The organism is Stenotrophomonas sp. ATCM1_4 (assembly GCF_004348115.1).
Classification (GTDB): domain Bacteria; phylum Pseudomonadota; class Gammaproteobacteria; order Xanthomonadales; family Xanthomonadaceae; genus Stenotrophomonas; species Stenotrophomonas capsici.
The window spans coordinates 612,042-629,441 of sequence record NZ_QPFB01000001.1 but is presented as its reverse complement, the minus strand read 5'-3'; the positions used below and the strand labels follow the sequence as shown (position 1 = coordinate 629,441).

Sequence of the window (17,400 nt, the reverse complement as noted above, 5' to 3'; positions counted from 1 at the left end):
TCACCCCAGCACGCGGCTGCGCAGCAGCGGGAAGTCGCCCAGCGTCTCTGGCGGATCGTCCATGCCATCGACGGCCCTTGCCTCGCGCAGCAGCGCCTGCAGCTCGCCTTGGCGCATTTCCTCCACGCTGGTGCTGGCCGTGATCGGATAGGCCATCCGGGCAGCCATCGCCGCAGTCATCACGTCCACCAGCAGCGGGTCCCACTGTTCCTCGGACGTGTCGGCGCCGTACAGCAACGGCATAACCACCTCATCCGACAGCAGGTAGCGACCTTCTGTGCGGTAGGCGACACGCTGGCGGTTGCGCTCGTCGCCCACGGCCCAGGTGCGCAGCCAGTCACCGGGGAGCATGAAGCGGTTGGCGTAGCCGAACGCCGGCGCCGCGGAGTCGGGGGACAGCAGGACACGACGGGCGGTGCAATTCCAGTAGTGCCCGCGCAGGATGGCCTTACGTACCTGCGGGTACAGGTTGGAAGCCAGCTTTGCCCGGTCGAGGTTCGACCCCATACCCTCCGCCTCGTTGAAGGACGCGATCGGCTTGGCGCCAAGGATCATCAGCGCGTTGGAACAGATTTCGACGGGGTTGGTCATCGGTTGGCCTCAAACAAAACCGGGCGCACGCGGCGCCCGGATGGTGGAACGGTGCTGTCCGGGTTCTGCTCCGGGGTCAGTTGCCGTCGATCAGGTGGCCCTTCAGGGCAATGCTGCCGGCGGCGGTTGCACCTGCGGTCAAGGTGGCGGCCACGTCGTAGTAGACGCCCGGATCGGCGGCCAGGCCCAACACACGCCACAGCGGCCATTCCAGCTTGTCCGGGGTGACGGTGCCCGATTCGATCAGGACGTTCGTGCTGTTCTGCGCGGTGGCCAGGTCGGCCGCCGAGGCAAACAGATCGGCATCCACGACCGCGCCAGCGTTGCGGGTCGGCAGGTCGTACAGGCCGATATCAGCGGCGGCACCGGTGATCGCGGTGGAGGACAGCAGCAGAGCACTGACACGCCAGCTCGAATGCACCGAGAACAGACGCAGGACGCTGGCTGCGCTGTCACCGTTGGCCACAGCAATGACGCCGATGGATTCCTTGACGCGACCGGTGGCGACCTTCGTGGACGCCTGGGTGGAGTTGGTCTGGGAGGGGATGCCGTCGCGCTGCGCGAGTGCGGCGGCCAGCTTGTTCACTACGGCCATGGTATGGACCTCTTGAAATTTGGGGTTGGCTGGAAGCGAGAAAGCGAGGCGGCCGAAGCCGCCCCAGATGGATCAGGTCTCCTGGCAGGCGACCTCAACCACCTTCACTTCCTCGGAGCGCACGGCGCCGATGGCCTGCTTGCCGTACACGCGGGTGTTGAAACCCTTGCCCGGGTCCTTTCCGACTTCGGTGGTGGTGTCCTTGCCGATGCCGAGGGTCACGCCGGACTTCGCCCACGCCAGGCCGTAGCGGGTGGTGCTTTCCTTGTGCAGGCGTTCGGTCGGTACCCAGTTGAAGCCCATCCACTTGCCCTTCATGGTGCCGTTCTGGAGCATCTGGACGGCCAGGAAGTCGGCGCTGGTCAGGGTGGTGTCGGACAGCACATCCGCCATCATCTGCGCGGTGTAGGCGAAGTACAGCTCTTCGCCGTTCTCTTCGTCCGCCTCGTTCTGGCGGAACATCTTCTTGGCCTGGATGATCTTGGCCTTGGTCAGACCCGAGGCGTTCACCGCCACCTTCTGCGACGCCGGCAGGATGATGCTGCCACTGGTGGCGCGCGAGGCGCCGCGCATCGCCGAGATGACCACATCGTCCTTCGAGCGGTTGAAGGCCGAGACCATGGCGCGCACATAGTCGCTGGTCGGGTCGATCAGCATGCGGACCTTGTCCAGGTCATCGATCATGTCGCCGTCTTCCCAGTCGTACAGGTCGACAAAGCGCGTGCCGTGGATCTGGTCGTTGATCGGGGTATCGCCGTGGCGAACCAGGCGGCGCTGGGCGGTGCGCTGACCCAGGAGGTTGATGGACTTGGACATGCCGACGATGCCCGATTCGATGGTGACGCACGATTCAAGGCGGGACGGCATCTGCTGCGCGACGTGCCGGAAATTGTCCGCGAACTGCTGCACGAAGGCTTCGGTGATCTGCTGGCTCATATGGGCTCCGAAGGGGTGAATGGGTCTCGTGCCTGCCCGGTTGTCCCTTTCAGGGCCGTGCGTTCGCTGGCGACGTGCGCGGGCTTGTGCGGTTGTCCGGGTGCCACCCCGGGCCGATGGCGGCAGCATGCGTGGGGGCTGCGTTCGGATTCCCGACTATTTGCTGGCATGAAAAAGCCCCGCACTTGGCGGGGCTCCGGCCTTCCTTGTCCGATGGTCAGCGGGTCGCGGATGCACCCAGCTGCTGCTGCCGCGTGCCGTAGCGCCGCTGGTACAGCTGCTCCATCTTCTGCGACAGCTGCTTGTGCTGCGGGTGCTTGGCATCCATGTACGCCGGGTTGGCGCGGATCTCATCCACCTGCGCCTGCCAGTCCTGCTCGGCGGCCGGGTCGGCGTTGATAGGCTTGTCCTCGCCCATTTCGGCACCGATGCGAGCGGCGAACGCCAGGAAGTCAGGATCGTTACCAAACTTCGCCATCAGGTTGTCGAAGCTGCCCGGCTTGCCCGGCTCGGCGCCGAAGCCCTGCGCCGCGCGGGCGGCTCGCTGCAGGCCAGAATTGAACTCGGCGTCGTCGGTCCACACTGCGCGCAGCGCCTTGGCTGCGTCCTCACTGCTGATCTGGCCGTTGGCCTCCAGCAGCGCCGGCATGAACTGCAGGTACTCGCCGACGAAGAACTGCATGGTCTCGTTGCTGATACCCAAGGCGTGCGCCTTCTCGGACAAGCCCTTGAACAGCGGGTCAGCCATGAAGTCTTCCAGGTCAACGCCCTGCACCAGTTCCTTGCCCTCGGCGTCCTTCGGCACTTCCAGCTTGTACTCACCTGCGGTGGCCGGCACGGTGCCGCTGGGGCGGGTCTTCTCCAACTCGGCGTAACTGGTGGCCAGCTTGCGGGCAGATGCGTCCAGGTCGAGCTGGTCGCTACCCGCCACGTTCACCCGGAACTTCGACGGAAGCCAGTCGGTTTCCTTTCCCGCCCCTTGTTCGAGTAGCGAGGCATTGTTTCCCGCGGCCTGCGCTGCGGCGGCAGCTGCGGCTGCGGCATCGGCACCACCACCGGCGGCCGCGCCGTCGTTTTCATGGCTGTTGCTCATCATGTTCATTGGGGTCTACTCCGTTGGCTCGGTTGATCATGCTGACGATGTGGTCCACCACAGAGCGGGCGCCCTCGCGGTGGTAGGTTTTGAGGACTGCATCAATGCCGCCCTCCAGTTGGGCGGGCCGATGGAATCGGCGCACCAGGTCTTCGAGGATCAGCGCGCCCTCTGCATGGCTCTCGAACACCCGGGCATACATGTGCGGGTCGACGCGCTCGCGGTCGGTCATGCTGCGGCCTGCTGACCAGTGGCCTGTTGCGCGGCAGCCATGGCCACCTGCTCCATCCCCTGCTGTTGCCGGGCCTGCTGGGCGGCCTCCTGCTTGCGCTGCTGGACCTCCAGCACTTCATCCGGCGTGCGCATGACGGCTTTCGGCACCCCAAGCCCGTCGGCGGTGATACGTACCGCTTCAGGGGTGTTCACCTGGTCGAACACGCTGGGGTCCTGCGCTGCCTGGGCGATGGCCCCGAGGTTCAGGTACAGCCGTTCGATGGCGGTCACTTCCTCCAGCCGCTGCGCGCGCGCCAAAGGGCTGACGTATTTCACCGAGAACTCGCGGTCCTGCAGCGACTGTGGCGCCTGGCCCAGCACCCCGGCCCGGTAAGCGATGCCGAAGCAGCGGGTGACCAGCGGTTTCAGGTACTCGGCCTGCAGCCGACCGTAGATCGGCCCCAGCAGCTGGCGGATCAGCTCCACCCGGACGTGCACCTCCGTGGCCGTCATGGCCGGGCCGTCCTGCGGCTGCAGCTGGTCGGCCATCAGGATCTTGCGGATGGCGGCCTGCAGCTGGCTCACCATGAACTCGGCCAACTCGAAGTTGCTGCCGGTCTGCAGCGGCTTCATCGAGTCGACGGAGTTGGCCACGATGATCTTGCGCGGCCCCACCTTCACCGTGCGCGGGTTCAGGACGCCATCGTCCTCGGCGATCCACATGCCGGCGACGGCAATATCCGCGGCGGCGAGTTGCATAGCCTTCAGCTCGTTGAGCATCTTCAGGTCGGGCAGCGCGTCGAACGCCGGCCCCACGCCGTAGCAGCTGTTTGGGATGCGCATCCAGCGCGGAACCACGCATGGGAACTCGTGATAACCGGACTCGCGGATGACCTGGCCGGTCTCAGCCTCCACGACGGTCGAGGCGAACGGCAGGTTCTTGGCCAGGCGGGCGCCAACCACATGCACGGCCCGCGGCTCGATGGCGTGGACCAGCCGCACCATCTCCTGCGGCTTGTCCTTGGCCAGCTTGCGCGTGCGCTCGCTGACGTTGTCCTCGCCGAACTGCGCCACCACTGCCTCGGCGGTCAGCTTGTGCTCGCGGTAGATGGTGTCGACCAGGCCGTCTGCACGGGTGCTGCTGACGAAGCAGCCCGAGATGGCCCACTGCTGGAAGGCATATCCACCCTCCGGCGCCTCATCGATGTACAGCACGAACCAGCCCGCGGCTACAGCATCCAGGCATCCCTCGAAGCCCTCGGCGTCGAAGTTGGACTGGTGGATGTTCAGCCAGATGGTGTCGGCAGACTCGCCGAGCCAGCGCTGGTCCTCCTGCTCCGAGCCGTCCACGTCCAGCTCGAACCAACGCGAGTTGGCCGGGGTCAGGCCCGACATGATCCCCGAGGCCAAGATGCGGCAGCCGTCGGTACCGGTGCTGTCCAGGATCTCGCCGCGCTTGCGCAGCCCCTGCTGGGCGTCCAGCTGTTGGCCGTCGAAGCCATCAGCACGCAGCGGATAGGTCAGCTCGAAGCACTCGCGCCAGACCCGCTCATGGATCTGGCGCTTGGACCTCAGCTCGTTGAGGCGCTTACAGATGCGGGCACCGGAACTCATCAGCCACCGCCCAGGGAGGACTTGCCGACGGCTCCGGCCAGCAGCGACGGAGTGCCGGCGCTACGCGACATGCCGGCGGCACCGAGGGTCATGAGCGAGGATTCGCGGCGGCGCTTCCGGCGCGCGGCCAGTTCCAGATTGGACTCGGTGGCGGCTTTCGCCTCAGCCTGGCGCTGCTCGGCTTCCACATCGCGCTCGACCACCTTGGGGGCTTTGCGGGATCCGCACATGGGCTTCAGGCCTTCGGGGTGGGCTCGGGAACGACCCAGCCGGCATCGGTCAGCACCGGCGCAGGCTGGGTATCGGTGCGGACAGGGCCACTGACCGCGGGAGCGGCCGCTTCCTCGGCAGCCGGCGGCTGGCCGTTGTGCTTGGCCAGCTCTGCATCGATGGCGTTGAGTGCCGTGCTGCGGTTTTTGGCCAGGGCCTCCAGCTCGCGCAGTTGCTGTAGCTGGTCCGGCGTCCACTTGCCCAGCGAGGCGATCAACTCGGGCAGGTTGCCGTTGATCAGGGTCATCATCTCGCCGCGGGCAAGGCGCTCGGCCTCCTGCTCGTGCGTGGGTTGCGACTCGGCAGCCGGCGGCGGGGACTGTTCTGCGGGCTGCTGGGCTGCGCCCTGCTCGATCGCTGGAGTGGCCGGGGATTCGCCCGGGGTCTGCGGCTGAAGGTCTGCGGGTGCGGGCATTGGGGAATCTCCGAAGGGACGCGGCGAGTGTTGCCGCCAGCCGGGTACGGGTTCCCGAACATTTCCCCCTACACCTGCCCCAGCCGTGGCACTGCCTCAGCCGGCTTGCCGGTGATCCCCGCCCAAAGCGCCACCAGCTTCTCGCCGTCAGCAAACTTGGGCTCGGCCCCCTGCTTCCAGCCCCATACCGTCGTCTTCGATATGCCAATGGCGGCGGCAGCCGAGGACGCAGGGACGCCACACCGGCCCAGGTCTACCAAGACCTGGAACCAGTCGACGCGGTCGGGGTCGGTCGCCAGCCTCCGCATGTCAGGCCGCTTCCTCGCCGCAAACGCGCGCGCACGCGCGAGGCTGCAGAGCCGCGGCAGACTCCCGCCCTCCAACCTGCTGCTCCCCATACAGCGCGATCAGCAGTGCATCGGCCCGGCCGTTGTCCTTCTTCCGGGTCAGCATGTGCGCGACCTCGGGGAACCGCTGCAGGCATAGCTGCCGGGCGGCATCCTTGTCCTTGCCGATCAAGGCAAACTGCCGCTTCCATACCGCCGGGATGGCGCGGGTGTACGGCACGCCCAGCACGTCCAGCGTGAAGCGGATGCCGCCGCTGGTCTCGCCGAACCGGAAGGCGCTGGTGCCGCCGTCACCCGGCATGGCGCCGACCTTCTCGACGCAGGCCGAGACGTAGGCCCCGGGGTGCGCGGTGCGCTGCTCGCGAATGAAGACGGCCAGGGCCCGGGCGTCGATCTCGCCCCAACCATCCACGCGGCGGGTCGGCATGTCGATCATCGGGCCGGCCACGCCGTCCAGCAGGGTCACGATGGCGCCGGTCAGGCCCGGGTCGATTCCGAAAGTCAGGCGCAAGGCGCTCATGCCGCCTCCTGTAGCTGCATCGCCAATGGCATCAGGAACGTGATTTCGTAGAACCCGTTGGACAAGGGGCCGACGAGGAAGCCTCCATCCGGATGCGGATCCCATGCGTAGCCACCGCCGCAGCAAACGACGGTGTGGTTGGTGCCGCGTGGACTGCGCCCGCCAAGCAGGTAATAGGCCTTGGGGTTACGCGACTGCATGAAGTCGAAGACCCCTTCAATAGGACCATCCCCGCCGAACAGGACATCGGCGGAGCAAAGCCCCATTGACGCCAGAAACTCAGCCTGCCCAGCCTCCCATTCGTATCCCGGCACCGTGTTTGCGAGCTGGGCGAAGTGAGGAACCTGCCATGGCTCCAGATCCAGCAGGCAGCCAAGTGCTGTCCGGTGGCAGTCGCCGAAGATATCGTTGTGCGGCTCGTGCCGGAACAACTGGTGTCGCTGGATCATGCTGCATTCCTCTGGTTGAGCCGGCGCAGGGTCACGTCCAGCGCGGCAAGTTCGTCCATCTTCATGACCGTCCACATGCGCTTCTGGCCATGCCAGCCGTTGAAGCTGCCCTGGTGGCAGTCCTTGCACAGGGCCACGGTCGTGAAGTGCTGGCCCTGGTTGATGTGGTGGGCGTCACTGGGCGGCGGCGCATCGCAGATGCTGCACGGCAGCCCCTTCACGGCCTCTAGGTGCGTGCGCTCTGCCGGGCTGATGGCCTTGGCGTTCTTGGTGCGCATCACTCGCCAGCCTTGGCGATGCACTCGCCTTCGCTGTTCCGCCACTCATCGCAGGCAGCCTGCGGGCGGGTGATGAAGTTGCCGAAGGAGCAGCGGTCCACCACCGGGTTGTGCACTGGGTGCTTGCGCACCGGTTCCTTACGGATGCGGATCTTGCCGTTCCGCGTGAGCTTCTCCACCATGCGGTACAGGGTGTGCGGCTCGCGGCGGAAGTACAGGCAAGTGGCACACCGAGGCGTGCTCGGATCGTAGCCCTGCAGGCGCTTCTGCCTTTCGTCTGGGGATTCCATCACGCGACGGCCCTCCTGTTGGTCCCGGCCATCTTCCAGAACTCGGCGCGCACCGCGTCGAGCATCACGTGGCTGTAGCGCTTGCCGATGTGCTCGGTGATGCCATCGAACAGGAGCTGAAAGCGGTCCTGCTCCATCTCATCGAAGGCCAGGCTTTCGGCCCGCTTCACCGGGATGGTCTTGATGACCGGCAGCACGGCGGACAGCACCTTCTTGGCCCCGGCCCCCAGTAGCTGCTCGCAGGCATCCAGCACCGCGGCGATCACCGGCGTGGCGTCCATTTCCACCATTTCGCAGCAGACGCCTGATTCGAGCTGCAGCTGCTTCACTGCACTGTGGCAATCCAGCTGCTCCCACCCCTCGACGTTGTCGACCATCAGGCCGCCAATCTTGTGGATGAGGCGATGCTGCCAACCGGCCCGGCCTTCCTTGATATCCAGGCGGTACTCATTGCCCACCCGATACCCGCGGTCCTTGCACAGGCGCTGGTCCATCGGATGCGCCGCAAACCAGCCCGCGCGTTCCTCGCCGGTTTCCAGGATCACGGCGCGTAGCAGGACCGAGTACACCGGCCGCCGGGCGCGCTTGGCGCGGATCTTCTTTGCTGCAGGGGTGAGGGTCATTCCTCGTCTCCACGATGCAGTGCAGCGGCGAGGCCTCGGCGAGCCCTCGGCGCGGGTCCGCCGACTGCTGCCGTAGCACTCGACTGCTTGGGTTCCCACCATTCCGGCAGGTTCGAGAAGCGGAAGTACTCCGGGGCGTAGGCCGCGCGGGCCATGCCCGGCGCGCCGTCGCGCTGGATGGCCACGATCAGCTCGGCCGTGCCTTCCCACCGGCTGTCCTTGTGATAGACCTCGTCGCGGTAGATGAAGATCACCGCATCCGCATCCTGCTCGATCGAGCCAGAGTCGCGCAGGTCGGCCACGATGGGACGCTTGTCACCGTTGCGCTTCTCCACGTCGCGGTTCAACTGGCTCAGCAGCAGCACCGCGATGTCGAGCTCGCTGGCCAGCAGCTTCAGCGCCCGGGTGATGTCTCCGATGCCGGCGGCACGGTTGTCGCCGGAGACGTGCATCAGCTGCAGGTAGTCGATCACCACCAGTGACAACGCCGGGTCCTGTGCCTTCATGCGCCGCACCTGGGCGCAGACGTGCTGCACTTTGGCGATGCGCGGGCGGCTGATGCGCAGGTTGGCCTCGCCAATCTTGCGCGTCCACTGGGTGACGTTCGACCAGTCGACGTCGTCCAGCTTGCCCGAGCGCAGTTTGCCGCCGCTCACACCGGCGAGGTTGGCCAGCATTCGCTTGCCCAGCTCCTCGGGCTTCATCTCGAAGCTGAAGAACGCCACCGACCGCTTGGCGACCAGCGCGATCACCTCAGAAATGTTCTGCGCCAGCGTGGTCTTGCCCATCTTCGGCCGGGCTGCCAACACGTACAGGCGCCCGCCCAGCAGACCGTCCAGCAGCCCATCGAGGTCCTCCAAGCCGGTCGACAGCCCGGTGATGCCCTCGCCGTTGGCAGAAGCGTTCGACAGCTGCTCGAACACCCGGGCCATCACCGGCGCCACTGGCTCCAGGTCGCACGGCTCGTTGTCCAGCAGGCCACCGATGCGGGACTGCGCCTGCCCTACGAGATCCAAGGCGCTGCGGCCCTCGGGGCTGTAGGCGGCATCGATCAGGTCGTGGCCGGCGTCGATCAGGGCGCGCATCTTGGCCTTCTCGGCCACGATCTCGGCATAGGCCCGCACGTTGGCGGTGGAGTGTTGGGTTGCGGTCAGCTCCAGTAGATACGCGCCATCCCCCACCAGCTCCAACTTGCCGCGTGACTCGAACCATTCGCCTACGGTCACCGCATCGTGCGGCTGCCCCTTCTCCACCAAATCCAGCACTGCGCGGAAAATCTGCTGGTGGTCGCGGCGGTAGAAGTCCTCCGGCTTGACCACATCGGCTACCCGTTCCAGCACCTTCGCACCGGTCAGCAGGCTGCCCAGCACGGATTGCTCGGCCTCGATGCTCTGCGGTGGCAGGCGCAGCTGCTGCTGGTCGCCGTACAGGGCCGACAGACGGCTCACCTCGTCACGGGCGGCGCTCATGCGGTCACCTCGGACAGAGCGCGGTCGGCGAGCTTGGCGATGGTCTTCTCGCGCATGAGCAACTCGAAGTCGGGCTCGTAGTTCTCGTGACCAGGGCCGCCCTTGACGCGCCCGGAATAGAACTCATCGTCCGCCGCGGTCTCGAAGTAGAGCTTCCAGAACTGCCGCGTCACCCGCTCGCTGCCGAACAGCCGCAGGCAGAGCTGGCGCACGGTCGGCAACGAGTTCTCGACGGCCTTCAGCCGTGGCTTGTTCAGCACCGTGCACTTGGACAGCAGGCCGTGCGGCTTGGCCAGGATCGCGTTGAACTCAGCTTGGGCGTCCTCGGCGATCTGGCGGATGCGGTCGGCCTTGCGGGTTTTCAGGTCCGGCTTATCGCCCTGCCCTGGCCCGTCGCCAAGCAGGTCCACGCCGTCGGCGTCGGACGAATCCGAGCGAAGCGAGGATAGATCTTTCCCTTCCTCTCCATTCCCCTCCACTCCACTCCACTCCGGGGGTGAGGGCTCGTCGAGGGCTCGCCGAGCATCAAGAGAGAAAGGTGGATGCCTGTAGGTCGGCTTGTCGATTTTCTGGTGCTTCTTCCATCCGGTGACGTGCAGCAATTCCTTGGAATCGTTGGTGTAGAAGACGATCAGGCCATTCGACGATAGCTCGTCGAGTAGTCCCTGAACATCCGACGAGGGAATGTCGTCGCCGGGGAAGATTTCGGCCTTGATGGTCTTGGCACTGGCAACGTGGTTGCCGGCGTCATCGCAGAAATTCCACAGGCCGATGAACATCAGCCGAGCCATCGGCGAGCATTCCATCACCTGCTCACTGGACCAGAACTCGGGTTTGATGGATCGGATACGCGCCATCAGTGATTCCTCAGCAGGTCAGGCTGCGTAGTAGCCGAGCGCCGGACTTCCGCCCGGGCTTGCTCGGCCGCGCAGCGGGACAGGTGCTCGCTCAGTTCCGCGGGGGTAAGCGGCTTGCCGGACTGCGCCAGACGCGCGCACTCGGCCAGCCGGCTCACGTACTCGGCTCGGTTCTTCATTGGCGGCCCTCATCAGGTCGGCCAGGCGCTCTACCTCGCAGATGCCGTCCAGGGCGGCCTGCAGGTTGAGGAACTGGCGCAGGAGGTTGGAGCCGGTGGCGGCACACAGCGGGCCTACCAGCTTGTCGGGGATCGGGCGGGCGCCGTTCTGCATCCGCGAGACGTAGGACCGTGACTTGCCGATGCAGGCAGCCACGTAGTCGAGCTTGTGGTGGCCGGCGCGGATCATCACGGCCAGCGCGTGGGCTGCCGATTCGATTTGCCGGACGATCTGCGATGGGGCGTTCTTCGGGGCGTGGTGCACGCCGAAGGCCAGCCTCAATTCCGTTTGGTTTCCAGTGGTTGCCATGTGTTGCCTATCGTTGCCAAGCCCCGTGGGGCGGAATAAGGGCCCAACCCCAAAGGATTGAGCCGGTGCGTAAATCAGTTCAGAGAGCAGGAGCCAACGTCGTGACGCTGCAGCGGATGTGCGGCCGGATCTACGTGATCAGCCGCCGTGGTGATCGGGTGCATGCGCGTCTGGTCGAGCCGCGCAAACGGGAGCGCCCCACCGTGCCCGGCGACGTTGTGCCGTTCCCGGGGCGCTGAGGTGGCCATGTCAGGCGGCAACGTCTTTGACCGGCGGCTTTGCCCCGGTGGAGTAGAGGTGATGCAACTGCACAGCAGCCATGCCGCCCGGCTCGCGGGTGCGGCCCTGCTTGATGTCACTGACGGTCTGCGGCGACTTGCCGATGGCTCGGCCAATGTCGGTCAGGGACCAACCACGCCCCTCCAATGCCTTGATGCGATCTGCCCAGGTGATTTCCATGTGGGGTGTCCTATGGGTTGCCGGCATTCTCTGGCATCCCATAGATGCATGTCAACGGCATCCCATAATGGTTTTCCGTAATGCTCGCCGCTATGACCATAGGCGACCGTATTAAGGAAGCGCGCAAGCTGCGCGGCATGAGCCGCCCGCAGTTGGCGGAGGCTGCCAACATCAAGTACCCCACCCTTGCCGGCATCGAGAACAACGACCAGGCAGGCACCACCCAGTTGCCGCAGATCGCGGACGCGCTAGGCGTTTCCATTCGCTGGCTACAGACCGGGAAGGGCCAGAAGGACGCGGGCGATACCGGCGCACCCGACGATGGCGACTGGTCCGATATCCGCGGCTACGCCCAAGCCATTGGCCTGGGTGGCGGCCCGGAGGCGCAGGAGTACGCCGAAACCCACAAGCTGAAGTTCCGCGCCGACTCACTGGCCCGTAAACGGCTGCGCCCCAACGCTTTGGCAGTCATGTACGGCCGTGGCGATTCAATGGAGCCGCGGATCCACAGCGGCGACGCCATCCTGTTCGACACCAGCGACACCCGGCCGCGTGATGGGCAGCTCTACGTCGTCATGGTGGACGGCGGCGGTGCGGCGAAGGAGTACCAGGTGAAACGATGCGAGATCATTGATGACTTGGTGTTTTTCAAGTCGGATAACCCGCGCGGCGATCACAACTGGAAGAAACCCAAGCGCATGGACAGCCCGCGACATCCCATTGAGGTCATTGGCCGTGTCCGGTGGATCGGGAGCTGGGAAGGATGAGTCGCCATGGGCATTGGAAGGTATGGGCAACCCTCGGATTGGCGTGGATTGCCCTGATCCTTGTTGGCTCTATAGCGGGTTCCATGCGGGACGGAATCGACAGCGTCATGCCCTCATTCACCGCAGTCCTGCTGGTGAGCGCTGCCTTTGTGATTCCGGTAGTGTCAGGGATATGGGCGGGCCAATGGGCAGCCCGGGTAAGCGGACGCATGTGGGTTGGGTGGGCGGCGGGCCTGACGACAGCCATCGTTGTATTCGTCGTCTGCATGCAGCTCCAGCAGGCTCTGCCAAGGCAATGGCGATACTGGATTCATCGCTTCACCTGACCCCTGCCCGGCTAAGCCGGGTTTCTTTTTGAAAAATATCTATGGAATCCCATTGACACGTAATTATGGGATGCCATAGTCTTACCCCGTCGGCCCACCCGGGCCATCCACGGGGCAAGAGACATGGCTCTCCACCAGACCTACAGCGACCGCCAGCACTCAGCGGCTCGCCAGTTCGAGTTCCAGGAAGACCCGGCCATTGCGCGCCGGGAAGCTGCCGAATGCCTGCAGAAGGCCAAGGCTCCCCTGCTGGCCAGCCCTGCCCTGTTCTCGGAGCTACTGGGCGACCTGACCACCTCCGATCACGAAGCTCTGGCCGCCGCGCTGGATTCCGGCGACGCCATCGAGTTCGCCCGGCTGTTCACTGAGGCCCGCGAGAACTTCGCCGACGCGCTGATCGATGCCCGGGTTGAAGACCAGCCGTGGCTGTCGCGCGGCGCTGCTGCCGAACAGCTGGCGAGGGTCTACGCATGAGCGCGGTGGATGTGCTGGAGGTGATGGATCGTGATGCAGAGCTTGCGCTGAGCTGGAATGGTCGCGCCAAGCCGGAATCGCAGCAGGCTTTCCGTGAATCAAAGGAAGCCCGCGCAGCCGTCGCCGAGCTGATTGAGGCGGCCGGCAGGCTCGAACGCAAAGCCATTGAGCAGGCACGCCTCACATCGTCTGTATTCAATTCAGACGTTGATCGCCTGCGCTCCGCCCTCTCCCGCGTGCGAGGTGCCGAATGAGCGCCGTCATCCTCTCGCTCCGTCCTTTCCAGACCGCCCGTGACGCTGCCCGCAAGGTTGGCTGGGACGACAAGCTGGTCATCCGCAGCATCGTCCACGAGCAGGCCGAGGGCCGCGACGGCAACGACATCGCTGGTGCGCTGCGCCGCAAGGCTTGGGAAGTCCGCAACAGCTACCGGCCTGGCCCCGTTGGCCCGGGCGGTGCTGCATGAGCTGCCGGCGCGTGATGTTCGACCTGGCCCTGTTCGCCGGCGCCGCTGCGCTGGTGCTGGGCGCGCTGGTGGCGCTGCTGGTCCGCGTGGGGGGTGCCGCGTGATGGACGACATGGACTTCATCGCCGCCATGCAGCGCGGCCTGCCGCCGATCAAGGCGCCCGACCCGCTGGACGTGCTCGAAGCCGCTGAAGGCGTGTGCGCGCAGGAGGACGACCAGTGATCCGGCTCTGCCTCTACGCCGCGTTGATGACCTTCTTCGCCGACATGTTGCGTCGCGCGGTGAAGGTCCACGCCGACTCGTTGCTGCTGCCGATCGCTGTGGTGGTGCTGGTGTTCCTGTTCCTGGTCATCAAGCACACCCGCAAGCAGTGGCGTCGCATTCGCCCGCACCAGACCTCCTTCATCCGCCCGCGCGGTGGCTTCCCGGCCCAGCGCAAGCGCGACATCCGCTGATCCCCGCCGGCGCGGCCGGCCCTACCGAGGCAATACCCATGTTCCAACTGGAAAAGCACGACTCGGCCATCGCCAACGTCAACCAGCGCATCGAGCGCCATGGCGAGGAACGCGAGCTGGCGGTCGACATCAAGTTCACCACGAGCGCCGGCAACGGCCTGCTGGACAGCATCGAGAAGGGGTTGAAGGAAGCCCTGTTCCGCAAGCCCGGCAAGGGCGAGCAGCAGGACCTGCCCATCGGTGACACGCCGCTGTCGGCAGTGAAGTTCCCGAGCCTGGAGCCGCTGAAGCTGGCGCACGAGTTCACCGGCTACGAGCTGCAGATCGACGGCCTGCTGGAAGGCGTGGATCCCATCGTGCTGGTCGACGTGAAGCTGAAGCGCTTTGTGATCGAGCCCAAGGAAGGCGGCAGCGTCGGCCTGTCGTTCACCGCTTCCGCGAACGTTACGCCCGACGAGCTGGCCGAGCTGTCCGAAGCACTGATCCGCGAGGACGTGCTCCTGACCCTGACCCCGCCGAAGGCTGCTGCACAGCAGACCGACCTGGCCGCCTGATCTCTGAATCCGCCCGCCCCCTTCGGGCGGTACCGCGGCAACTGGCCTCCCCTCCAGTTCCGCACCCGCGCCGGCCGGGCAATGCCGGCACCTCATTCCCAACGCGCCGGCAGTGCCGGCCGTCATCCGCGAAGGAACTGCCATGTCCGAATCCCTCATTCCCCTGGAATCCGTCAACGCCATCGAAGTGTTCACCGGCGGCAAGCTCGATGACCTGCTGGCGCGCATCCGCGCCGAGGCCGTGACTCTGGTTCCTGATCTCAGCACCGTTGCCAGCCGCAGGGAAATCGCGTCTGTCGCCTACAAGGTCGCACGCTCGAAGACTGCCATTGACGACGCCGGCAAGGCCCTGGTGGCCGACCTGAAGAAGCAGACCGGCGAAATCGACGCAGCCCGGAAGAAGGCCCGCGACACTCTGGACGCACTGCGCGACGAGGTTCGCAAGCCGCTGACCGACTGGGAGGCGGATCAGGAGCGCATCGAGCAGGAGCGCAAGGACGCTGAAGAGCGCGCCCGCGCCGAAGCAGAGGCTGCGCGCCTGGCCGAAATCGCCCGCAAGGAAGATGAGATTCGCGCCCGTGAGGAAGCTGTCCGCGCCGCTGAAGAGGCTGAGCGGAAGCGTGTCGCCGCCGAACAGGCCGAGCGTGAGCGCGTGGAACGCGAGACTCGCCTGCAGGCCGAAGCCGCCGAGAAGGCAAAGCGCGAAGCGGCCGAAGCGGTGGAGCGCGCCGAGCGCGAGGCCAGCGAAGCGAAGGAACGTGCAATCCGTGAGGCTGCCGAGGCCGAACAGCGCGCCAAGGATGCGGCGGAGCGCGCGGAGCGCGAGAAGGCGGAAGCCGTCGCCGCTGCCGAGCGCCGCACCCAGGAAGAAGCCGACCGTGCCGAGCGCGAGCGCCAGGCCGCAGCCGAGGCGCAGCGCAAGGCTGACGAAGCCCGCGCCGCTGATGTTGAGCACCGCCGGACCATCAACCGCGCCGCCGTCGCCGCGCTGGTCGCTGCAGGCCTGTCCGAAGAGGCAGCCGCCACCGCTATCACCGCCATCGTGCAGGGCAAGGTCCCGGCCGTTGCCATCCGCTACTGAGGTCGCCATGAACCAGATGACCACCCGCGCCAATGGTGGCGCACTGATCACCGGCGAGCAGGCCGAAGCAATCCGCCGCGCACTGAAATCCAGCCTCTACCCGGGCGCCAGCGATGACTCCATCGAGATGGTCCTGAGCTATTGCCAAGCTGCAGGGCTGGACCCCATGACCAAGCCGGTACACATCGTGCCGATGAAGGTTTCGACCGGCCGCAAGAATGCGGATGGCTGGGACATCAAGGAAGACCGCGATGTTGTCATGCCGGGTATCGGTCTTTACCGGATCAACGCCGCGCGCACTGGCCAATACGCCGGCTGCAGTGAGCCCGAGTTCGGCCCGATCCGCACGATGGAGATGGATCGCGAGGTCTGGGTGGATGGTGCCAACGGTCGCCGGCAGAAGACGCTGAAGCCGTTCCAGCTGCAGTACCCGGAGTGGTGCCGCGTCACCGTGCGCAAGCTGCTGGGAAGCCAGGTTGTCGAGTTTTCGGTCAAGGAATACTGGCTGGAGAACTACGCCTCAAAGAGCGATGGCACCCCCAACGCCATGTGGGAGAAGCGCGCGTTCGGGCAGCTGGCCAAATGCGCCGAGGCGCAGGCGTTGCGTAAGGCGTTCCCCGAAGCGGTCGGCTCCCAGCCAACTGCCGAGGAAATGGAAGGCAAGGACATCATCGAGGGCGAGACGATCCGCGCTGAGCGCCGCCCACCCACTGCCGGTGCCATCGCCCGCCAAGCGCCGGCCGAGCCGGAAGACACCGAAGAGCGCCGCAAGCTCTATGCAAGCCTGCAGGCCTTCGCCAAAGCCGGCCTGGACGAGTACCAGGGCGCATGGGGCCGGCTCTCGAAAGAGCAGCGCGCCATGATCGGCACCAGTGGCCACGAGGCGCTGAAGGCCATCGCGATGAATGCCGGTGCCGAAGGCGTCGCGGGTGGTGGCATTGCCGCCGAAGAGGTGCCGCTGTGATCCTCGTCAACTGCGACCAGGGTAGCGAGGCGTGGCACCGCGCGCGCGCCGGCGTGATCACCGCCAGCATGTTCGCCACGGCTCGCACGCGTGTGGGCGAGCTGGACGACCGCCAGAAGGCCTACGTAGAAGCGGTGCTGTCTGGCGTGTCGGAGAAGATCGCAGCAGAGCGCGCGGGCTACAAGGTGCTGCCCAAGTCCGCGATCATCGAACGCGCCCTGGCCGGCGAGCCCGTCGGCGACTTCGGCGAGGTGGCCAAGAACTACGCCTTCCGCCTGGCCATCGAACGCATCAGCGGGGAGCCGCTGGACGAGGGCTTCGAGACGTTCGCCATGCGCCGCGGCCACGAGCTGGAACCGGCCGCTCGCGCCGAGCATGAGGTGCAGTCGGGCCTGATCGTCCAGCGTGCCGGCTTCGTCCTCAGTGACGACGGCGCCTATGGCTGCTCCGCCGACGGATTCATCGGCGAGGACGGCGGCTCCGAATACAAGTGCTTCATCAACCCCGAGAAGCTGCGCGCCTTCCACATCGACAACGATGCCAGCGAGGTGTTCGAGCAGGCCCAGGGCTGCATGTGGCTCACCGGCCGCAAGTGGTGGCACATCGGCCTGTACTGCCCCGCCCTGGCCTCCGTGGGCCGGCAGCTGTGGTGGCGCCGGTTCGAGCGCGACGACGCCTACATCGAGAAGCTGCAGGACGACCTGGCCATCTTCAGGTCGATAGTCGATGGATTCGAGCAACAGTTGAAGCAGGAGGCCGCCTGAT

The 17,400-nt window shown here is 66.0% G+C and carries 27 protein-coding genes; 10 read left to right on the top strand and 17 right to left on the bottom strand.

Translation table 11 applies throughout. The annotated features are described in order from the left end of the window. The 16 genes from ATCM_RS03000 to ATCM_RS02925 all read right to left on the bottom strand — a co-directional run bounded on the left by ATCM_RS03000 (position 1) and on the right by ATCM_RS02925 (position 11,088). A complete protein-coding gene (locus tag ATCM_RS03000) occupies positions 1 to 591 on the bottom strand; it encodes a hypothetical protein (protein ID WP_132862774.1) in 591 nt (196 codons plus the stop codon). A 76-nt stretch (positions 592 to 667) separates the two neighbouring features. Next, the gene (locus ATCM_RS02995) at positions 668 to 1,186 is read right to left on the bottom strand and encodes a hypothetical protein (protein WP_132862773.1); all 519 of its coding nucleotides are present in this window, start codon (positions 1,184 to 1,186) and stop codon (positions 668 to 670) included. Positions 1,187 to 1,258: 72 nt separating this feature from the next. Continuing rightward, a complete protein-coding gene (locus ATCM_RS02990; protein ID WP_132862772.1) occupies positions 1,259 to 2,122 on the bottom strand; it encodes a phage capsid protein in 864 nt (287 codons plus the stop codon). 217 nt (positions 2,123 to 2,339) lie between these two features. Next, positions 2,340 to 3,224, bottom strand: coding sequence for a hypothetical protein (locus ATCM_RS02985; protein ID WP_132862771.1), 885 nt, complete (start codon positions 3,222 to 3,224; stop codon positions 2,340 to 2,342). Beyond that, the gene (locus tag ATCM_RS02980) at positions 3,199 to 3,447 is read right to left on the bottom strand and encodes a hypothetical protein (RefSeq protein ID WP_132862770.1); all 249 of its coding nucleotides are present in this window, start codon (positions 3,445 to 3,447) and stop codon (positions 3,199 to 3,201) included. Before ATCM_RS02980 ends, ATCM_RS02985 begins: the two co-directional genes overlap by 26 nt. Continuing rightward, on the bottom strand, positions 3,444 to 5,042 hold the full coding sequence (locus ATCM_RS02975) for a portal protein (protein WP_132862769.1): 1,599 nt from the start codon (positions 5,040 to 5,042) through the stop codon (positions 3,444 to 3,446). The genes ATCM_RS02980 and ATCM_RS02975 overlap by 4 nt, the downstream gene beginning before the upstream one ends. After that, positions 5,042 to 5,272, bottom strand: coding sequence for a hypothetical protein (locus tag ATCM_RS02970; RefSeq protein WP_132862768.1), 231 nt, complete (start codon positions 5,270 to 5,272; stop codon positions 5,042 to 5,044). The genes ATCM_RS02975 and ATCM_RS02970 overlap by 1 nt, the downstream gene beginning before the upstream one ends. A 5-nt stretch (positions 5,273 to 5,277) precedes the next feature. Beyond that, positions 5,278 to 5,727, bottom strand: a complete 450-nt coding sequence (locus ATCM_RS02965) for a hypothetical protein (RefSeq protein WP_132862767.1) — start codon at positions 5,725 to 5,727, stop codon at positions 5,278 to 5,280. A gap of 309 nt (positions 5,728 to 6,036) precedes the next feature. Then, complete coding sequence (locus tag ATCM_RS02960) at positions 6,037 to 6,594, bottom strand: hypothetical protein (protein WP_132862766.1); 558 nt, start codon at positions 6,592 to 6,594, stop codon at positions 6,037 to 6,039. After that, on the bottom strand, positions 6,591 to 7,043 hold the full coding sequence (locus tag ATCM_RS02955) for a hypothetical protein (RefSeq protein ID WP_132862765.1): 453 nt from the start codon (positions 7,041 to 7,043) through the stop codon (positions 6,591 to 6,593). Before ATCM_RS02955 ends, ATCM_RS02960 begins: the two co-directional genes overlap by 4 nt. Beyond that, positions 7,040 to 7,321 (bottom strand): hypothetical protein, encoded by a 282-nt coding sequence (locus ATCM_RS02950; protein WP_132862764.1) that lies wholly within the window; start codon positions 7,319 to 7,321, stop codon positions 7,040 to 7,042. Before ATCM_RS02950 ends, ATCM_RS02955 begins: the two co-directional genes overlap by 4 nt. Beyond that, positions 7,321 to 7,611, bottom strand: a complete 291-nt coding sequence (locus ATCM_RS02945; protein WP_165931109.1) for a hypothetical protein — start codon at positions 7,609 to 7,611, stop codon at positions 7,321 to 7,323. The genes ATCM_RS02950 and ATCM_RS02945 overlap by 1 nt, the downstream gene beginning before the upstream one ends. After that, positions 7,611 to 8,234: a hypothetical protein gene (locus ATCM_RS02940; protein ID WP_132862762.1), complete on the bottom strand. Its 624-nt coding sequence runs from the start codon at positions 8,232 to 8,234 to the stop codon at positions 7,611 to 7,613. The genes ATCM_RS02945 and ATCM_RS02940 overlap by 1 nt, the downstream gene beginning before the upstream one ends. Beyond that, positions 8,231 to 9,703: a replicative DNA helicase gene (gene dnaB, locus ATCM_RS02935; protein ID WP_132862761.1), complete on the bottom strand. Its 1,473-nt coding sequence runs from the start codon at positions 9,701 to 9,703 to the stop codon at positions 8,231 to 8,233. Before dnaB ends, ATCM_RS02940 begins: the two co-directional genes overlap by 4 nt. After that, on the bottom strand, positions 9,700 to 10,560 hold the full coding sequence (locus ATCM_RS19215) for a hypothetical protein (RefSeq protein WP_207911769.1): 861 nt from the start codon (positions 10,558 to 10,560) through the stop codon (positions 9,700 to 9,702). Before ATCM_RS19215 ends, dnaB begins: the two co-directional genes overlap by 4 nt. A gap of 18 nt (positions 10,561 to 10,578) precedes the next feature. Then, positions 10,579 to 11,088 (bottom strand): hypothetical protein, encoded by a 510-nt coding sequence (locus ATCM_RS02925; protein WP_132862760.1) that lies wholly within the window; start codon positions 11,086 to 11,088, stop codon positions 10,579 to 10,581. Positions 11,089 to 11,189: 101 nt separating this feature from the next. Here ATCM_RS02925 and ATCM_RS19055 point away from each other — a divergent pair, with 101 nt between their 5' ends. After that, entirely contained in the window at positions 11,190 to 11,327 is a 138-nt protein-coding gene (locus ATCM_RS19055) for a hypothetical protein (protein WP_165931108.1), read from the top strand. Between the two features lie 10 nt (positions 11,328 to 11,337). On the opposite strand, the gene ATCM_RS02920 is transcribed toward ATCM_RS19055, so the two are convergent. Beyond that, a complete protein-coding gene (locus ATCM_RS02920; RefSeq protein ID WP_132862759.1) occupies positions 11,338 to 11,547 on the bottom strand; it encodes a helix-turn-helix transcriptional regulator in 210 nt (69 codons plus the stop codon). A gap of 80 nt (positions 11,548 to 11,627) precedes the next feature. Here ATCM_RS02920 and ATCM_RS02915 point away from each other — a divergent pair, with 80 nt between their 5' ends. The 9 genes from ATCM_RS02915 (at position 11,628) to ATCM_RS02875 (ending at position 17,399) form a co-directional block, all read left to right on the top strand. Then, positions 11,628 to 12,314 (top strand): S24 family peptidase, encoded by a 687-nt coding sequence (locus tag ATCM_RS02915; protein WP_132862758.1) that lies wholly within the window; start codon positions 11,628 to 11,630, stop codon positions 12,312 to 12,314. Positions 12,315 to 12,763: 449 nt separating this feature from the next. Further along, entirely contained in the window at positions 12,764 to 13,114 is a 351-nt protein-coding gene (locus ATCM_RS02910) for a hypothetical protein (protein ID WP_132862757.1), read from the top strand. Further along, on the top strand, positions 13,111 to 13,368 hold the full coding sequence (locus tag ATCM_RS02905; RefSeq protein WP_132862756.1) for a hypothetical protein: 258 nt from the start codon (positions 13,111 to 13,113) through the stop codon (positions 13,366 to 13,368). Before ATCM_RS02910 ends, ATCM_RS02905 begins: the two co-directional genes overlap by 4 nt. Next, on the top strand, positions 13,365 to 13,580 hold the full coding sequence (locus ATCM_RS02900; RefSeq protein ID WP_132862755.1) for a hypothetical protein: 216 nt from the start codon (positions 13,365 to 13,367) through the stop codon (positions 13,578 to 13,580). Before ATCM_RS02905 ends, ATCM_RS02900 begins: the two co-directional genes overlap by 4 nt. Before the next feature lie 219 nt (positions 13,581 to 13,799). Continuing rightward, positions 13,800 to 14,036: a hypothetical protein gene (locus tag ATCM_RS02895; protein ID WP_132862754.1), complete on the top strand. Its 237-nt coding sequence runs from the start codon at positions 13,800 to 13,802 to the stop codon at positions 14,034 to 14,036. A 38-nt stretch (positions 14,037 to 14,074) separates the two neighbouring features. After that, on the top strand, positions 14,075 to 14,590 hold the full coding sequence (locus ATCM_RS02890) for a hypothetical protein (protein WP_132862753.1): 516 nt from the start codon (positions 14,075 to 14,077) through the stop codon (positions 14,588 to 14,590). A 142-nt stretch (positions 14,591 to 14,732) separates the two neighbouring features. After that, positions 14,733 to 15,671, top strand: coding sequence for a hypothetical protein (locus ATCM_RS02885; RefSeq protein WP_132862752.1), 939 nt, complete (start codon positions 14,733 to 14,735; stop codon positions 15,669 to 15,671). 7 nt (positions 15,672 to 15,678) lie between these two features. Continuing rightward, positions 15,679 to 16,635, top strand: coding sequence for a phage recombination protein Bet (bet, locus tag ATCM_RS02880; RefSeq protein ID WP_165931107.1), 957 nt, complete (start codon positions 15,679 to 15,681; stop codon positions 16,633 to 16,635). Continuing rightward, a complete protein-coding gene (locus ATCM_RS02875; RefSeq protein WP_132862751.1) occupies positions 16,632 to 17,399 on the top strand; it encodes a lambda exonuclease family protein in 768 nt (255 codons plus the stop codon). Before bet ends, ATCM_RS02875 begins: the two co-directional genes overlap by 4 nt. Position 17,400 lies beyond the last annotated feature (1 nt).

Coding starts and splice junctions, on each gene's coding strand:
- ATCM_RS02940 (WP_132862762.1), bottom strand. CDS start 8,234: ATGACCCTCACCCCTGCAGCAAAGAAGATCCGCGCCAAGCGCGCCCGG.
- ATCM_RS02885 (WP_132862752.1), top strand. CDS start 14,733: ATGTCCGAATCCCTCATTCCCCTGGAATCCGTCAACGCCATCGAAGTG.
- dnaB (WP_132862761.1), bottom strand. CDS start 9,703: ATGAGCGCCGCCCGTGACGAGGTGAGCCGTCTGTCGGCCCTGTACGGC.
- ATCM_RS02980 (WP_132862770.1), bottom strand. CDS start 3,447: ATGACCGACCGCGAGCGCGTCGACCCGCACATGTATGCCCGGGTGTTC.
- ATCM_RS02950 (WP_132862764.1), bottom strand. CDS start 7,321: ATGCGCACCAAGAACGCCAAGGCCATCAGCCCGGCAGAGCGCACGCAC.
- ATCM_RS02915 (WP_132862758.1), top strand. CDS start 11,628: ATGCTCGCCGCTATGACCATAGGCGACCGTATTAAGGAAGCGCGCAAG.
- ATCM_RS02985 (WP_132862771.1), bottom strand. CDS start 3,224: ATGAACATGATGAGCAACAGCCATGAAAACGACGGCGCGGCCGCCGGT.
- ATCM_RS19215 (WP_207911769.1), bottom strand. CDS start 10,560: ATGGCGCGTATCCGATCCATCAAACCCGAGTTCTGGTCCAGTGAGCAG.
- ATCM_RS02925 (WP_132862760.1), bottom strand. CDS start 11,088: ATGGCAACCACTGGAAACCAAACGGAATTGAGGCTGGCCTTCGGCGTG.
- ATCM_RS02890 (WP_132862753.1), top strand. CDS start 14,075: ATGTTCCAACTGGAAAAGCACGACTCGGCCATCGCCAACGTCAACCAG.
- ATCM_RS02960 (WP_132862766.1), bottom strand. CDS start 6,594: ATGAGCGCCTTGCGCCTGACTTTCGGAATCGACCCGGGCCTGACCGGC.
- ATCM_RS02920 (WP_132862759.1), bottom strand. CDS start 11,547: ATGGAAATCACCTGGGCAGATCGCATCAAGGCATTGGAGGGGCGTGGT.
- ATCM_RS02990 (WP_132862772.1), bottom strand. CDS start 2,122: ATGAGCCAGCAGATCACCGAAGCCTTCGTGCAGCAGTTCGCGGACAAT.
- ATCM_RS02900 (WP_132862755.1), top strand. CDS start 13,365: ATGAGCGCCGTCATCCTCTCGCTCCGTCCTTTCCAGACCGCCCGTGAC.
- ATCM_RS02945 (WP_165931109.1), bottom strand. CDS start 7,611: ATGGAATCCCCAGACGAAAGGCAGAAGCGCCTGCAGGGCTACGATCCG.
- ATCM_RS02965 (WP_132862767.1), bottom strand. CDS start 5,727: ATGCCCGCACCCGCAGACCTTCAGCCGCAGACCCCGGGCGAATCCCCG.
- bet (WP_165931107.1), top strand. CDS start 15,679: ATGAACCAGATGACCACCCGCGCCAATGGTGGCGCACTGATCACCGGC.
- ATCM_RS02975 (WP_132862769.1), bottom strand. CDS start 5,042: ATGAGTTCCGGTGCCCGCATCTGTAAGCGCCTCAACGAGCTGAGGTCC.
- ATCM_RS02955 (WP_132862765.1), bottom strand. CDS start 7,043: ATGATCCAGCGACACCAGTTGTTCCGGCACGAGCCGCACAACGATATC.
- ATCM_RS02970 (WP_132862768.1), bottom strand. CDS start 5,272: ATGTGCGGATCCCGCAAAGCCCCCAAGGTGGTCGAGCGCGATGTGGAA.
- ATCM_RS02995 (WP_132862773.1), bottom strand. CDS start 1,186: ATGGCCGTAGTGAACAAGCTGGCCGCCGCACTCGCGCAGCGCGACGGC.
- ATCM_RS03000 (WP_132862774.1), bottom strand. CDS start 591: ATGACCAACCCCGTCGAAATCTGTTCCAACGCGCTGATGATCCTTGGC.
- ATCM_RS02910 (WP_132862757.1), top strand. CDS start 12,764: ATGGCTCTCCACCAGACCTACAGCGACCGCCAGCACTCAGCGGCTCGC.
- ATCM_RS02905 (WP_132862756.1), top strand. CDS start 13,111: ATGAGCGCGGTGGATGTGCTGGAGGTGATGGATCGTGATGCAGAGCTT.